Below are 15275 nucleotides of genomic sequence, written 5' to 3'. Positions count from 1 at the left end.
ATAAACGAACATAGCGAGCCTCCCGGCTCGCTATTTTTTCAACACTTTGCCATATCCCGCTGTTACTGCTTTTCAGCCAGCATCCCTTTAAGCACCAAATCATGATAACTCACTAAACCTAAGATTTTACCTGCCTCAATCACCGGCGCCTTTGTGATACGAAATCGTTCAAACAAACGAGCACAATAGCGGACATCCATCTCAGGGCTGACAGATAATACTGGTTTGATCATGATCTCATAGATATTCACCCGCTCTGGCGCTTTATCTTTTGCCAGCACCTTCTTGGCAATATCACTCATCAATACCATACCAAACTCATCGTCTTCATTACGTTTATTGACGAGCAGTACTCTCACGTCTTGGGCGCTGGCGAGCTCGATGGCATCGGCGACAGTATGAAGCCCGTCAACCATAACAAACTTCTCAGTCATCACATCTGAATTTCGGACTATCTTGCGGTGGCTCATAACTCATCCTCAATATCTTTACTAATCTTCTGAACCTGATGGGCAACCCCAACGGCATCTTCGACATCAATCTGAATTGCTATCCCTTGACCCGGGTTTATATCAAACCCACCGACTCGGTTGATTGTTTCAAGAATACTTCTGCTCTTATGTTCTTCGACCAGAAACAGAATCACATCCCGTTGAACATCTAAAGAGAGCCCCATAAAGGTTTTTTTCTTCTCTAACCCTTCGCCTCGGGCGTGATTGATTACTGTCGCGCCTGTCGCACCCGCCTTTCTAGCAGCGTCGACAATACTGTTGGTAGTGACATCATCTACAAATGCGATAATGAGTTTAAAGCGCATCTTTTTGCTCCTTTAACGAACGTCTCTTATTTAATTTTTCAACTATTTGTGCATATCCCATCACAGATATCATGGGAAATAAGCTGGCAAAAGCGATCAGACCAAACCCATCGATAAGCGGGTTTCGCCCCTCTACATTTGTGGCTAAACCTAAGCCCAAAGCCGCAACTAAGGGGACGGTAACCGTTGATGTTGTCACCCCTCCCGAGTCATAAGCCAATGGCACGATGAGCTTAGGGGCATAAAAAGTCTGGATAACCACAATGACATACCCGGCCATGATGTAATAATGAATCGGATCGCCAACGACAATCCGAAAACAACCTAACGCGATACCAAAAGAGACACCGATAGCCACCGATATCCGTAACCCCTGTACACCAATGGCTCCAGCCGATACCTCATTCGCTTTAATCGCAACCGCAATTAACGAAGGCTCGGCTATGGTCGTGCTAAAACCTATGGCTGCAGCAAATATATAGACCCATAAATAATCTTGCCAAACGGTAGGTGCGTGAACCCCGGCTTCAGGGTGAATAAATTCAGGCGACGTCAACTGCTCTGCCATGCTCTCACCTATGGGGAACAGTGCCAGCTCTAGCCCGACCAGGAAGAGGCTCAGGCCAACAATCACGTAAACAAACCCAAGCACAACCTGCCGTAGATTTGCTATAGGGCGTTTTAATACCCCGAGTTGGAAACCAAACAGGATAACCGCAATGGGGATCACATCCCTTGCAGTCAATAAGAAAGTGGTAAGCAGATTCGTTAGCATCTCCATCACAGCACCACCATCCCATAGATAAGCACGAATATCATCGGCGTTAAGCTGGCAAACGCGATTAAACCAAAGCCATCTAACATAGGATTACGTCCTTTAATGACCGTCGCTAAACCAACCCCTAAAGCTGTAACAAGAGGGACCGTGATCGTTGAAGTGGTTACCCCACCCGAGTCATAGGCGATGCCAATGATATTCTCAGGCGCAAAACTGGTCAGAATCATCACAGTGACATAACCACCAATGATAATATAATGAATCGGCCAGCCCTTAAGAATACGAACAACGCCGAGTAAAATGGCCAAGCCAACCGATATGGCGACGGTTAACCTCAGCCCCATCGCATAGCTGTCCATCGCCTCTTCTGTCATCGCAATGGCATTGGCCTCCGCTGCGACCTCCGCAGCCTCATTCGCCACAGCAGTTAACGCAGGCTCCGCTAATGTCGTCCCAAAGCCCAAAGAGAATGAGAAAATGACCAACCAAAACACGCTGCCCTTTCTGGCCAGGGCTTGTGCCAAAGATTCACCGATGGGAAACAAGCCCATCTCCAGTCCGAATACAAAAAATGTCAAACCAAAAACGATGAACACCAGGCCGATTAGAATAGAAAAGAGGTTATCAGGCGCTTGCTGTAGAACAAAAATCTCAAAAAATCCGACCACGAGAATGATAGGAATCAGGTCCTTAAAACTCGATAACAGGGATTGGAGCAGTTTTATAATTGCGGCCATCTAATCTCCGAATCATTCAATCTGAAAATGGAAAACTGAACACCAACATTCACCATAAACTCCCCTCTCCTTTGGGTTATGCCACATATAAATAGTGCCAGCGCCATGATAAATAGCAACAACTAAATAACAGAGTCACATCAATACTTGAGCGAAATCAAGTTGGCAGCAATTTTGATATAACTGCTCCATACCCGAACGAGTATCCAAACGAGGAGTGTAAAAAAATGTCAGTAAGCTGCTAACTTGCTTGCTTTTCAGTTATCCTGCTACCAATGGTGACATTTCATGGTAAATTTCTGCGCTAACTGTAAAGGTAACCCCTTTAGCGAAGATGTGAAGAATTAAAAGAGCGAATATGTTAAAAAATATAATAAAAATAGTGTCGGTACTCATCGCCCTCAGCACCATCTCGGCTTGTGCCAGCCACAAAACCGATCCCGACGATTTTAAAAATCGGGTTAAAGACAGGTTTAAAACGGACATAAGAAGTAATGGCATCAAGCTATTCACCTATAAAGCCAAACTCGAGATGCCTGAAGACGGCAATACCGAGCTGGCTCATCAGGAACGAATCAAGGAACTAAAGAAACAGAGTCGTTCTAAATCTGCCAAGCGCTCTATCTATACCCCGGACCTTTCAGATTGGACGGAACAGATAGAGCTGGGACTATCAAAAACATTGAACATGACGGGTTACTGTCGGGAAGGGTTTATGGAGTTAAGCAGAATGATTGAAGTCGGGCGCGGCGAAATCAGAGGCGAGTGCAATGAAGGCGCCACCGATGATGACAGAAAGAAGTTCTCCTCCTAGTAAAATCGGTGTGTTATATACCCAAGCTACCTCAAGATGCTCGTTTCAGAGCTCCCGTAGGATAGCTGAACAAGGCAGTGATTGAGAGAATGGTTATTCCCTTGTTGATATCACTAACACAGTGCAGATATTCTACGTGAACTCCCGAAGGGCAAGGCGAGAAGCAACATTTTTCTGCGTTATAAAATATTGAATTAGAATAACTAGTCCTACTATTTCATGCCTTGAACTCTGTCACTTCTCGACATGCTGAACCCTGCACCTTGAGGTGGTTTGGGTATACAAGGGGAAAGCATCGACCATAGTAGCGCCAATAGCCTTCCCTTTCAGCTTTTAACCCTTTTAAGTGCGCACCAGGTGAAAGCTGATCATCCACAGAGTCTCTATCTCACCATAAATCTCGGTAATAACCTCTCTTAATTCCGGTAATGTCATATTTTCCTGCTCGGCGTGAATAGAATTAAGTTCATCAAATTTGATGCACTCGACCGAATCGATCATCACATCACAAAACCAACGGTCGGTTTCATAGGTTGAAACACTCACACCTTGTCCCGCCTTGTAATGAGACTCAGAGGCATCCCTTAATGTAATGGTTTTCGCGCCAGAGAGAATATCTTTCTCAAACCTTTGAAAAAATGTGATTTTATTAGATGACATAGAGGCTCAATAAACTATTGATATGATAAATTGGGGTTCACTTTGCCAATAAGTGGCAAGAAAATCCATATTTAATGGCTTGACGGCCAAGATTAAGTTAAAATCCGCTCCCGGTTTACAACTGGCCGACACTTTTTGAAGGTCAGAGATATGAAAGCACATTGCTAGAGAGCTTATGAACAAAAAACAGAAAATGATCAAGATGACGGCGAAACGTGCCAAGGCTCGCCTGAACAAGCATACAGCTCCTACCATCAAAAAATATGTCTCTAAAGGTGACCGTGCAAAAGCATTAGCTCAAGAGCAAGCCGAAGCGGCACTATCGGCTAACAAGCCAAGCGACGAAGAGCAGAGCTCAGTCGAAGAGGTTCAGGACACACAAGTTGAACCAACGGATACGAAACAAGCTTAAGCTATATCTTTCTTGATATGATTTAAGACAATAAAAAGGGAGCTTAGGCTCCCTTTTTATTGTCTTAAATTAACATTTTCAGTTAACCGGCCCTGCTGTCTGTAGCCTTCAATGACTTAGTCAGTTCATTACTGGCTTCACAATCCTGCTCCTCCGTTATCTGAGCCATCTGAGCACAGGAAGAGGACAATGGGTTAGGGCTACTTGGAATAAGCTCGCCTTCCAGTAAATCCTCATCGGCTTTATTCACTGGCTCCGCATCTCCATACTGTAAAGACGTTTGTTTAACTTTTTCGATTAGCCTGAAGGCTGCTAACACCCCAAAAACAGCAAAAATGATAGACCCGATAACTTGCCCTATCAACACACCATATACACCAGCCCACTTAGCTCCGAAATAGACAAATGGTATGGTGCCGATCGTGGCTTTACCCACATTAAAGAAGGTAGAGTATTTAGGTTTACCTAAGTTGTTAAATGAAGCATTCGCCACGAAGAGCGCCCCGGAAAAGATAAAAAATACGGCGATATAACTACAGAAAAAACGAATGATGTCGGCGCCATCTCCCTGCATATCGAATATGGAGACAATCTGCTCTTGTAACAGCATCAAAATCAGAGAGACGCCGATGACATATAAGATGCAAAACTGCAGTGCCTTAGTGAGGCTCTCTCTTACCCGGCTAAATTCATGGGCACCAAAATTTTGACCCACAATGGGGCCAATCGCACCGGACAGCGCAAATATCATTCCGAATGAAACGGGAATTAAACGTCCTAACACTGCCCAGCCAGCCACATACCCATCACCAAAGTCGGCGATTGCCCTGGTTACAACGGCATTGCCTATAGGTGTCGCCACATTAGTCAACATAGCGGGGCCTGCAATGGCAAATATCGGCCTTAAATCGGCCTTAAAGCTATCGAGTTCAAACTCTCCGAAGAGTTTATGCTTTTTGATGACGCCACGAGCTGCGATGACGAGAACTGCAGTACGAGCCAGTACCGAGGCAACCGCGGCCCCCTCTATTCCCATTCCCAGTGCAAAGATAAATATCGGGTCAAAAACTAAGTTAACGCCACCACCGGCTAAGGTCGACATCATAGACAGCTTAGCATCACCTACGGCTCTCAACGCTGCACCTAACGCCATCGCCAGACAGATGATAGGAAGAGACGGCACCAGGATATAGAGATAACTGGCGGCCAGCTCAGCCGTATGGCCAGTCGCGCCGACTAAGGTAAGCACCTCAGGAATAAAGTAGGTCATGACAGCAGATACACATAAGCTCATGAGCAGAGTCACCACCGCACTATTGAGCAGTAGCCTCTTGGCCATATCTAACTGCTTCGCCCCGATTGCGCGGGAGACTAATGCACCCAGAGCGATGGACAGACCGATGCCGATAGATGTCGTAAAAAATGAGATGGTTCCGGCGTAACCGACGGCTGCGGCTAACTCTTGCTCGCCGAGCAGACTAAGAAAAAAGATATCGATTAAGTCGACCACAAAAAGCGCCGAGATCCCGACTGCGGCCGTGGAGCTCATCACCAATATGTGACGCATTATCGAACCTTGAACAAATTTAGCGACTGTCATCTCTTTCCTTAACTATATACCCAAACGACCTCGAAATGCAGGATTCAGCATGTCGAGAAGTGACAGAGTTCAAGGCATTAAATAGCTGAACTAGTCATTCTAATTTTATATTTAATAACACAGAAACATGTTTCTTCTCGCCTTGCCCTTCGGGAGTTCCCGTAGAATACCTGCACTGCGTTAGTGATATTGAAAAGGGACTAACCATTCTCTTCAATCACTGCCTTGTTCATCTATCCTACGGAAGCTCTGAACCGAGCATTTAGAAGTAGCTTGGGTATAACTATCTCATTAAATATCCTGTACCCGAGTTAGATAATCTGAACTCAGGTTAATATTTACCAGGCTAGATATCCCTCTGTAATTCGCTGCCACAATGGTCGCAATATTCAGCATCATTTTCATGCCCTTTCTTCAAGCAGTTGCTGCATCGTCGGAGATCTTTATTTCGTCCCATCTCCTGAGATATTTCTACGGTTAAAATGCCAGTCGGAATCGCAATAATTGAGTAACCGAGCAACATAGTAAATGCCGCGATAGCCTGACCCAAAGTGGTTCCGGGTGTGATGTCACCGTAACCCACGGTTGTGATAGTCACTATGGTCCAATAGATTGACTTAGGTATTGAGGTGAAACCATTTTCTGGGCCTTCGACCACATACATAATCGCGCCCAGCACCATGATAATCAGGCTTACAGAGAAGAAGAAGATAAAGACTTTACGCCCGGACTGTAACATAGCCCTCAGTAAAACATTGCCCTCACTAAGATATCGTAACAATTTAAGTACTCTGAAAATTCTAAAGAGCCTTAATATTCTGATGACCAAGGTGAAGTTGGCTCCGGGGAAGAACAGGGCCAGATAACTGGGCAAAACAGACAAGAGATCGACGACGCCATAGAAGCTTCGTGCATAGCTGACGGGATGGGTCGAACAATACAACCTCAGCGCATACTCTATGGTGAAAATCACGGTGAAGATCCATTCAAATATTCGTATGATTTCACCGTACTGCTCATGGATCCCAGCCATGGTGTCTAAGAAAACCAGAGAGACACTGATAATAATACAAATCATCAAGGCTATATCGAAATATCGCCCAGCCTTGGTATCGGTACCAAAGATGATTTCTCGCAGTTTATACCTCATCGAAGTGTCGGGTATTTGATGATTATCTTGCTGCATGTGGACACTCTTTCCTTGATTGAGAAGATGAGGCAACGCCAAATAGCGCAGCCAAGTATTTTGCCACTTCTCATGGAGAATACCAAACGGATTAAATTCCTCCCTCCCCTAAACTAATATTTAAGGTAAGATAACCATAACAGCGATTTAATCATCGGACCCTATTACTTGATGCACAGAACCTTTCGATTTTTCTTACTTGCCTGCACTATCGGCTTCTCTCTACAGTCGGTTGCGGTGACCTCGTTACAGAGTGCGAGTTACAGTTCATCTAATACCAGCATTGGCAAAATAGATCTCGTCGTTGTCGACAAATCACAATCGAGCATGGCATTGATGCGCAATGGACAGACCCTACGCAAATATCGTATCGCAATGGGTGACCGTCCTGTGGGGCACAAGGTAACCGAAGGCGATCAGCGCACGCCGGAAGGCCGTTATCTGCTGGATTACAAAAAGTCTGATAGTGCATACTACCGCGCAATCCATATCTCCTACCCCAATGAAGAAGACAGCCTCAGGGCAAAAGCATTAGGACTCGATCCCGGCGGGCAGATCATGATCCATGGGCAAAATCCAAATTCATCTTTATCACCCGAAGAGGCACAAAGGTTTAACTGGACCGATGGCTGCATCGCCATAACCAATGCGCAAATGGATGAACTTTGGCGCGCGATAGACGAAGGAACTCCTATCGAGATCTGGCCCTGACTCTAATTTCAAACTTTTTAAGCCCAACTTTTACTGGAAACATACCCCTATAATGACCTCTGTAATCTCATACCGGGATCTCGATGATACCTGGTCAAACTTTAGTGACAGCATCACCGACTTCATCTCCGAATTAGGCTTAACTCAGCTTAAGTTAACTTGTGATCATGTGGCCTTGAGAGTCAATAGCACGGAGTTAGCCAAACGTTTAAGCCAGGATTTTGAGCGCCTTGGCAATGTCATCTCCAACAATATCATCAATGGTCGCCCCATCTTAATCTTTGAACTTCACTCACCCTTAATCATTGGCGAGATGAACATAGATTGTGTCGAGCTGCCCTACCCGGGAGAGAAAGCGTACCCGGTCGAAGGATGGGAACACATAGAACTAATCCTGCCTTGCCAGGCAAAAACCTGTGAACAACTCAGAGACGAACTGCTCAAGATAGCGCCGCAACTCGAATCAGTCTTGAAGATGAAGACGGAGATTAAGGTGAAAATGAGCTCACCTCAGGGAGAGCATGAACGCCTCGCTAACCCTACGATAGCCTTTAAAAAAGGGAGTATCTGCATTAAGGTTCACCCACATGGGATCAAAGATGTTATTGCTTCAGAGCAAGCCTAGCTAGACCGGACTAGACTGGTCTTAGCTAAAAAACTGAGCGCTTATCCAAGTGCTCTCCTGTTTTCTAACCAAGAGTTTTAACTTGTTATCCATAGAGGGTAATAATATAGATTCAAGCGTTAATTAGATTCAGTTAAAATCATTTTACCCACGGTATACCCCTCCGTAATTCGCTAAATTTTCTGAACAAGCCACACGAGCGAAAGCTTGATGTAAAACCTCTTAGCTTTCAGCTCCTCTTAATATAGCCACTATTTCATCGTTACAGTCCTATCGTGATAAAGCTGCCTGTCTGCCACTTTGCAGACCCGCGCAATAGGTTGATTTTACTATTATTTTTATAACCATTCTGATTTCAGCTTTGATTCCCCATGAATTTCACCTTTTACTTTCACTTACCTAAGCTGACAGAGATGTTGTTTTCCTTCTTTCAGCTGTATAAATCGTAGTCTGTTGTGACGGTTTCCTATAGCGGTTCAGTCGATAGAAGAGTTGAAAATCGCGGTTTACTTGTTAATTTCTGCCGCGCCAAATGTTAATAATTTGCAGCTGCGCTCTTGAAGCATTTCAATATAAATGCGAAAATAGTTCGAACTCTAATCATTACGACTGTAACCATATTCAGTTCGTCTACAGGTAACCCCTTCATGTCTCAGGCATCCATACAAGTTAAGCAGTACACCCCGCAGATCCCCCTTAAGCTGGTCAAAAATAATAAAGAAGATAAGTTTGCTGACTACCAGTCACTGATGGACTTTGATGTTGCCAGCCGTCCCTGGCGGGAAACATTGGCTCACTCCTTTAAAACGGACAAGGAGCTCTCCAAAGTATTCGGTAATATCAATCCGGTCGAAGAGGACGTTTATAAGGTCATCGCCACCCGTATTACGCCCTATATTGCTCAGTTGATGGACAAGGACGATCAGGCATGCCCAATCCGCATTCAATACGTTCCTGAGCAAAATGAAATGGATGTAGCACCACAAGAGATGGGGGATCAGCTGGCTGAAGATGACATGATGCCTGATGGAACCTCTATCGTTCACCGCTATCCTAACCGCGTGCTCTTTCTGGTACACAATATTTGTGGCGCCTATTGTCGCCACTGTACCCGAAAGCGCATGGTGTCAGATCCCCTGAATGTTATCTCTATGGAGCGGATCCGCAAATCTGTGGAATACCTACGTGAACACCCGGAAGTACAGGATGTGCTGCTCTCTGGCGGTGATCCATTGTTGCTGACTGATGACAAGCTAGACCAGGTGTTGTCCATGATCCGTGAAGCAAGGCCTGATCTGAAAATATTGCGTATCGGCAGCCGCTTACCAACTCAGTTGCCTACACGTATTACGCCAGAGCTGTGTCAGATACTGGTTAAAAACCGCGTCACCCTGCTCAATACCCAAGTTAATCATCCCAAAGAGATCACTCCATTGTTTGTGAAGCATATGGCAATGCTGCGCACCAGCGGCATTATGCTTGGTAACCAAAGCGTGTTGATCAAGGGAGTTAACGACAGCGTTGAAGTGATGCGCGATCTGGTCATGGATCTGGTCTCCAATGGTATTCGTCCTTACTATGTTTACTCCATGGATCCCGCTCCCGGTAACAGCAAGTTTCAGGTCAGCTACGACCGTATGCTGGAGATCTACCATGGCATCCGGGGTTGGGTATCGGGGCCTGCCATTCCAACCTTTATCGTCGATGGCATTGGTGGTCTGGGTAAAATGCCGGTACAGCCGGAATACGTGCGCAAACAAGTGATCGATGGCGAAACTAAACTCTTAGCTACCAACTTTGAAGGGCGAAACGCCGACATGTCTTTCCTGCTGGGTGAGTAATAATGCATTATTTTGACTATGCAATTTTTGCCTGCTATTTGATTGGACTGTTAGCGTTTGGTTACTACCATTTTCGTCGTCACCAAAGCGGTGAAGATTATTATCTCGGTGGGCGAAATATTAAAGCCAGGCACGTGGGGTTCTCCATCGCTGCAACGGATGTTGGTGGAGGCTTCTCCATCGGACTCGCCGGGCTAGGTTTCAGTATGGGTCTTTCAGGCGCCTGGCTGCTATTTACCGGTTTGCTGGGAGCCTGGCTCTCAGCCGTGTGGTTGCTCCCCAGAGTTAAGTTTTTGGAAGGGAAACACGGACTGTCGACCTACCCGGAACTGCTCAAGATTAGATTTGGCACCAAAGTCGCCATGCTGGCGGCGATGATTTCCTGTATTGGTTATCTGGGATTCACCGGTGCGCAGATGCTGGCGGGGGCTAAGTTAGCTGCGGCAACCTTACTGACCGAACCGGCATTGGGTATATCCAACCTGCAACTCATGCTCTGGGTTATAGGCGGCGTGACCATTTTGTACACCGTATTTGGCGGCTTGAAGGCGGTGATCTACACCGACAGTGTGCAATGGCTCATTCTCCTTGCAGGCATGTCGTTGTTTGCTTTGCCCTATGCACTCGATGCAGTAGGTGGCTGGCAGGGGCTGATGGACTCCTTGCCTGCAAGCTACTTCTCATTAACGGCAATCTCTCCGGTTTTAGCCATAAACTGGTTACTGACCATTACCCCGATCTGGCTGATTGCCATGACACTGTATCAACGCATGTTTGCCTGTAGAGATACGCAAACGGCTAAGCGCGCCTGGTACCTTGCAGGCTTTCTGGAATTCCCCCTGATGGCTGTTAGCGGTGTCATCCTGGGGATGTGTGCCAGAGTGCTGCTGCCCGATATGGAGCCGGAGATGGCAGTGCCTGCGATGATCCGGGATCTGTTGCCCATCGGCATCACAGGGATCATAATTGCAGCCTACTTCTCTGCCATTATGTCGACTGCAGACAGCTGTCTTATGGCCGCTTCGGCTAACCTGACGCAAGACGTACTCAAAATTCCAGCCAGTCATTCCAGGACGGTTCGCATCTCAATGATTGCCACCGCACTGTTGGGGCTCGCCGCTATCTTGTTGGCGAGTCAGGCTAATCAGGTGCTGGATGCCATTCTGTATGCCTACGGCTTTATGGTTTCCGGTCTGGTATTCCCCACCCTGGCCGCACTGTTCTGGCCTAAGGTAGGAGCCGGCACGGCGTTGGCCTCAATGTTGAGTGGTGGGCTGTGCGCCATCGCCCTGATGACCGGCCTGTTGCCACTACCCGAGATCCTTACTGCCTTAGGGCTGGATGTGAGCATTTATGGTCTGGCTCTGTCGGCTCTGATCATGCTTATAGGCTACAAAATTTCACCCGAACTAACGGCCGATGTACAAGATGTGGAGGCCAATTATGAACGAAATTAATCGCAGCCTGTTTGATACCTGTGATCTACTCGAAGGTGCCAGTATTCAATATGGTCCAAACAGCAGCCGGGTTTATTTGATGTCGATGAAGCAAGGTGAACCGACCTGTCTGCCGGCCGCCATGTATCAATTAGCCAAAGCACAGGGTTATGGCAAATTAATAGCCAAGGTTCGCCAATGTGAATCGGAGCATTTTTTCAACCACGGCTTTACCGAGGAAGCACGCTTGCCAGGGTATTACCCTGCCATTGGACAGAGTGAAGGTGTGGGTGAATGTGCGGGCGCAAATGTGGGTGAAGAGGCAGGTGAAGATGCGTTATTGTTAGGTGCATATCTGGACTCTGAACGCCAGATAGATACCAAAACTGCAGAGCATGAAAAAGTACTCACTCTGGCCCGCAATAATCTCTCCAAGGTAACGCCAGCTCCTGATTGGCAGGTTATCCCATTGGATGAAGTGTACGTTGAAGAGATGGCCCATATGTATCGAGAGGTCTTCCCAAGCTATCCCTTCCCTATTCATGAGGCTGGCTATCTACGTGAAACCATGTCCGATAATGTCAGTTATTTTGGCATCAAACACCAGGGTCGATTGATCGCCTTAGCCTCTGCCGAGCAGGATTTGGATAATATGGCTGTGGAGATGACGGACTTCGCGACTTCACCTGAATTCAGAGGGCAGCAACTGGCGGCGGCGCTACTGAATAAGATGGAATCTTGCATGGAGCAGCTGGGCTTTCGTCAGGCTTTTACCATCGCCCGCGCGGGTTCAGTTGGTATGAACAGGACATTTGCCAAACATGGCTACCACTATCAGGGACGGCTGATTAACAACACTCAAATCAGTGGCCAGATAGAAAGTATGAATATCTGGTCTAAACCACTCAGTCCTGAATGCTGACTACTGAGTAGAAAAGAGAACCAGCCCACAAGGCCTATTAGCGGGCCTTGTGGGCTCTACCCAAACCTCTGGCCTGACGTTCCAGTTTCTAAAGACATTTCCCAAATCCATATGAGACAGATAGTGGAGATGCTGAAAAGTGTAAGATACATTTTCATCCATGTTTTGGAAGGTCACAATCGCGTTTACACCGGACTCAGGTTGCGAGAAAGTTGTCTCTTCGATTTAGGTTTACAATTTAGGTTTACACTCTCAAACTCATTTCTGGACATAAACGTTTCAGAGCTTAAGCTCTGAAAATGATTATTGGCATTAGGGAAAGTATGGCAATCGGGTATGCGGTAACGCCCGGCTCACAGAGCGAATTTTGGTTGGCGGATTTTGTGTGTTCTTGCACAAAAGGTGACAGCTAAAATTTGTCCAGTGCTGCCGCTTTTTAGCTTTCAATGTTTGTACGTATCTATATCTATAAACGCACCTATTTCACCTAAAAAAGATACCGTCTCCGGCTCGAAACCTATAGCCGGAGTCGAGTGTTCTTCGTTAACTGAAAACCACAAAACTACTTCGAGCCTCGGAGATACGTTAAAGCGTTCTTTAGCCTGAATTATAAGGTTTTTTTTAGGTTTGAGTATATTGATAATTTCCGTAGCCATTTCGAATACATCAATATGCTCATTTACAACGTTTTCTGTTGAAACTGACCAAGAATTTATTTTCGGTAGTTTACCGTCCACCTTGCTGCCTTTTCTCATAACTGAGGTTGGCTGAATGCCTAGAAACTTAGTAACTTCATCAGGGTCAAAATCATCCCCATCTAAAGCGAAATAAACTCTTCCTTCATTGGTATCCACTCACCCTCCCTTGAGAGCTAACGCCCTAATAATGGACAAAAAATTGTTGGCCCAAATAAGCGACGAAGGAGCCAAAGCCAACTGTTTTTTGTCCTTGTTGATTTTCTTGTTAGCTTAAATGTACATGGCTACCGCGTTGTTCAAAGCATGTATACTAAACGTTACTAGAAATGCTGCTTTGAACGATTGCTTGCGCCATGTGATGTAAGAAATTGAAAGCACAAAAAAATGAATGAACACACCTAGCCCCCAGATCGGTACAAATACCGAATGAAAACCAGCCCAAATAAGGGCGCTCAAAGTAGCAGTCCCTACTATTCTCAAGTTACAAAAAAACAGTAGCTTTAAAATAGGTGCCATTATCAATGTCTCAATGGCTGGCCCAATAAAGACAACAAATAAGAACGGTGAACTAATATTTGGAGTTTCATCTGGTTTAAGGAGGAAAAATACAACCATCAACAATGGAACAGTAAAAGCCATATGTAGTGAGTAAGCTTTTGTAATGTAGAGAAAATTACTCTGGTTTGTATGAAATAAAAACCGAAACATGCTCTTTCCTTGAGTTTTTAGCTAACGTCTTAGTATTTGTGCGTTGCGTTGTTTGCAAGGCACAAATCGCTTGTTGGACTTGGCCGATGCCTGTGGTAAAAGTGTGTAAAGCAATTTCCCGTAAAATTCAAATGAAAACAATTTGCTACCTTGAATCGTTATAAATCGTACCCAATACACTTTCGGGGAAAACTCAGTTGCACACCTTCATCCAACTGAATTTACACCTCTTTTTCTTTTCACTCAATAACAAACCGTGAACTGATTGCGCATAATTTAGAGATTAACCGCACAAAACCAATAATACTGTAAAAGTACAAGCACTGGTTAACTAAAAGGTTGTCGCTAGACGGAACCCATACCTTTCCGACTGATAAGAAAAAGTATTACAAAGAGGTAAATGCTGCATAGGACGAATTACTGGAGATAACACATAAAGGTCGGATAAGCGACACCTGTTGCCAGGTGCCGCTCTCCTAAGAACCGTACGTGCAACTTTCACTGCATACGGCTCAAGCCTCCACTAAGGCGTACTATGTTACCCGGTAACCACAGGGGTTACCTTTGCAATACTAATTCGAAGCTTTGATACTTTCAGCTCAATGACTCACCAATCGATGGAGTGTCATTGAGCAAAGCAAGGAGAGGCACTAACTTCAATCGAAGTCATCATTTGCGTTTCTCCATTAACAAAGTTCTTCTAATTTTCTTGCAACGGGAGACCAGCTGGAAGTAGGCTCACTTTCGTGCCAGACACAAGTCTGTATCTGCATCATTACAATGCAGCATTGGCTTTCTCCAGCCTCCTTTACCTGCACCACTATCGGCTATCTTCACAGATAACTTTCCCAATGGGAGCGATTCAGGCTTACCGTGTTCCGTATGAAGCGTAATGTCAGTTTAGATGCCCACTCTAGTGCGGAGAGCTATATGACCACGAAAGAGCATTGCCCAATCTCTTTCCAGCTCTCATTGCCTTTTTGGCTACAGCGTATTAACCACTTCCGCTGCTTCTCATATAACGCACCTTACGTGGATTCACATATGTTCATCATACTGACTCCCTAGCACTTACCCGACTTGTGGTTATCAGGAAGAACGTCTTCTCACGATTCTGTTCCCGTCCAATGGACTTCGTTACATTGTCAGACTCGCTACTTTATTCAGAGTCTTAGGGTCATCTGGTGATACAGATGGTTCACTCTTATCGTGGTGAACAACGCTTCATACGACTTCACGTCGCACGGGCAGAAATGAGTTACGAAACCTAACAACAAATCCAAATCGAAGAGATAAATAACAAGGTGTAGATACGGCAGCGGACGTTGAT

The 15275-nt window shown here is 45.6% G+C and carries 16 protein-coding genes; 7 read left to right on the top strand and 9 right to left on the bottom strand.

Annotated elements, in window-relative coordinates; translation table 11 throughout:
• Window positions 1-62: 62 nt before the first annotated feature.
• Genes SSED_RS09475 through SSED_RS09460 form a run of 4 tightly spaced genes read right to left on the bottom strand, consistent with a single transcriptional unit; the run spans window position 63 to window position 2332 of the window.
• The gene (locus SSED_RS09475) at window positions 63-470 is read right to left on the bottom strand and encodes a CBS domain-containing protein (protein ID WP_012142176.1); all 408 of its coding nucleotides are present in this window, start codon (window positions 468-470) and stop codon (window positions 63-65) included.
• Window positions 467-817 (bottom strand): P-II family nitrogen regulator, encoded by a 351-nt coding sequence (locus SSED_RS09470; protein WP_012142175.1) that lies wholly within the window; start codon window positions 815-817, stop codon window positions 467-469. Before SSED_RS09470 ends, SSED_RS09475 begins: the two co-directional genes overlap by 4 nt.
• Window positions 807-1598 (bottom strand): DUF1538 domain-containing protein, encoded by a 792-nt coding sequence (locus tag SSED_RS09465; RefSeq protein ID WP_041421617.1) that lies wholly within the window; start codon window positions 1596-1598, stop codon window positions 807-809. Before SSED_RS09465 ends, SSED_RS09470 begins: the two co-directional genes overlap by 11 nt.
• Complete coding sequence (locus SSED_RS09460; protein WP_012142173.1) at window positions 1598-2332, bottom strand: DUF1538 domain-containing protein; 735 nt, start codon at window positions 2330-2332, stop codon at window positions 1598-1600. The genes SSED_RS09465 and SSED_RS09460 overlap by 1 nt, the downstream gene beginning before the upstream one ends.
• Before the next feature lie 358 nt (window positions 2333-2690).
• On the opposite strand from SSED_RS09460, the gene SSED_RS09455 reads away from it, so the two are divergent.
• A complete protein-coding gene (locus tag SSED_RS09455) occupies window positions 2691-3146 on the top strand; it encodes a hypothetical protein (RefSeq protein WP_012142172.1) in 456 nt (151 codons plus the stop codon).
• Between the two features lie 342 nt (window positions 3147-3488).
• Here SSED_RS09455 and yqfB read toward each other — a convergent pair whose 3' ends face one another.
• A complete protein-coding gene (gene yqfB, locus SSED_RS09450) occupies window positions 3489-3806 on the bottom strand; it encodes a N(4)-acetylcytidine aminohydrolase (RefSeq protein ID WP_012142171.1) in 318 nt (105 codons plus the stop codon).
• A gap of 175 nt (window positions 3807-3981) precedes the next feature.
• On the opposite strand from yqfB, the gene SSED_RS09445 reads away from it, so the two are divergent.
• A complete protein-coding gene (locus tag SSED_RS09445; protein WP_012142170.1) occupies window positions 3982-4218 on the top strand; it encodes a DUF2986 domain-containing protein in 237 nt (78 codons plus the stop codon).
• Window positions 4219-4300: 82 nt separating this feature from the next.
• On the opposite strand, the gene SSED_RS09440 is transcribed toward SSED_RS09445, so the two are convergent.
• Window positions 4301-5818: an MATE family efflux transporter gene (locus SSED_RS09440; RefSeq protein WP_012142169.1), complete on the bottom strand. Its 1518-nt coding sequence runs from the start codon at window positions 5816-5818 to the stop codon at window positions 4301-4303.
• Between the two features lie 346 nt (window positions 5819-6164).
• The gene (locus SSED_RS09435) at window positions 6165-7004 is read right to left on the bottom strand and encodes an ion transporter (protein ID WP_012142168.1); all 840 of its coding nucleotides are present in this window, start codon (window positions 7002-7004) and stop codon (window positions 6165-6167) included.
• 171 nt (window positions 7005-7175) lie between these two features.
• On the opposite strand from SSED_RS09435, the gene SSED_RS09430 reads away from it, so the two are divergent.
• The 5 genes from SSED_RS09430 (at window position 7176) to ablB (ending at window position 12539) form a co-directional block, all read left to right on the top strand.
• Window positions 7176-7715, top strand: coding sequence for a L,D-transpeptidase family protein (locus SSED_RS09430; protein ID WP_012142167.1), 540 nt, complete (start codon window positions 7176-7178; stop codon window positions 7713-7715).
• Window positions 7716-7767: 52 nt separating this feature from the next.
• Window positions 7768-8340 (top strand): VOC family protein, encoded by a 573-nt coding sequence (locus SSED_RS09425; RefSeq protein ID WP_012142166.1) that lies wholly within the window; start codon window positions 7768-7770, stop codon window positions 8338-8340.
• A gap of 647 nt (window positions 8341-8987) precedes the next feature.
• The gene (locus tag SSED_RS09420) at window positions 8988-10181 is read left to right on the top strand and encodes a KamA family radical SAM protein (RefSeq protein ID WP_012142165.1); all 1194 of its coding nucleotides are present in this window, start codon (window positions 8988-8990) and stop codon (window positions 10179-10181) included.
• A 2-nt stretch (window positions 10182-10183) separates the two neighbouring features.
• Window positions 10184-11638, top strand: coding sequence for a sodium:solute symporter family protein (locus SSED_RS09415; RefSeq protein ID WP_012142164.1), 1455 nt, complete (start codon window positions 10184-10186; stop codon window positions 11636-11638).
• Window positions 11625-12539, top strand: coding sequence for a putative beta-lysine N-acetyltransferase (gene ablB, locus SSED_RS09410; protein ID WP_012142163.1), 915 nt, complete (start codon window positions 11625-11627; stop codon window positions 12537-12539). The genes SSED_RS09415 and ablB overlap by 14 nt, the downstream gene beginning before the upstream one ends.
• A 443-nt stretch (window positions 12540-12982) precedes the next feature.
• Here the strand turns inward: ablB and SSED_RS09405 are convergent, their stop codons facing one another.
• Window positions 12983-13393: a DUF4279 domain-containing protein gene (locus SSED_RS09405; protein WP_012142162.1), complete on the bottom strand. Its 411-nt coding sequence runs from the start codon at window positions 13391-13393 to the stop codon at window positions 12983-12985.
• 114 nt (window positions 13394-13507) lie between these two features.
• Window positions 13508-13945 (bottom strand): hypothetical protein, encoded by a 438-nt coding sequence (locus SSED_RS09400; protein WP_041421616.1) that lies wholly within the window; start codon window positions 13943-13945, stop codon window positions 13508-13510.
• Window positions 13946-15275: the final 1330 nt, after the last annotated feature.

The organism is Shewanella sediminis HAW-EB3, from assembly GCF_000018025.1.
GTDB classification, from domain to species: Bacteria; Pseudomonadota; Gammaproteobacteria; order Enterobacterales; family Shewanellaceae; genus Shewanella; species Shewanella sediminis.
The sequence above is the reverse complement of the archived record's forward strand: the minus strand, read 5'-3'. Positions and strand labels throughout refer to the sequence as shown.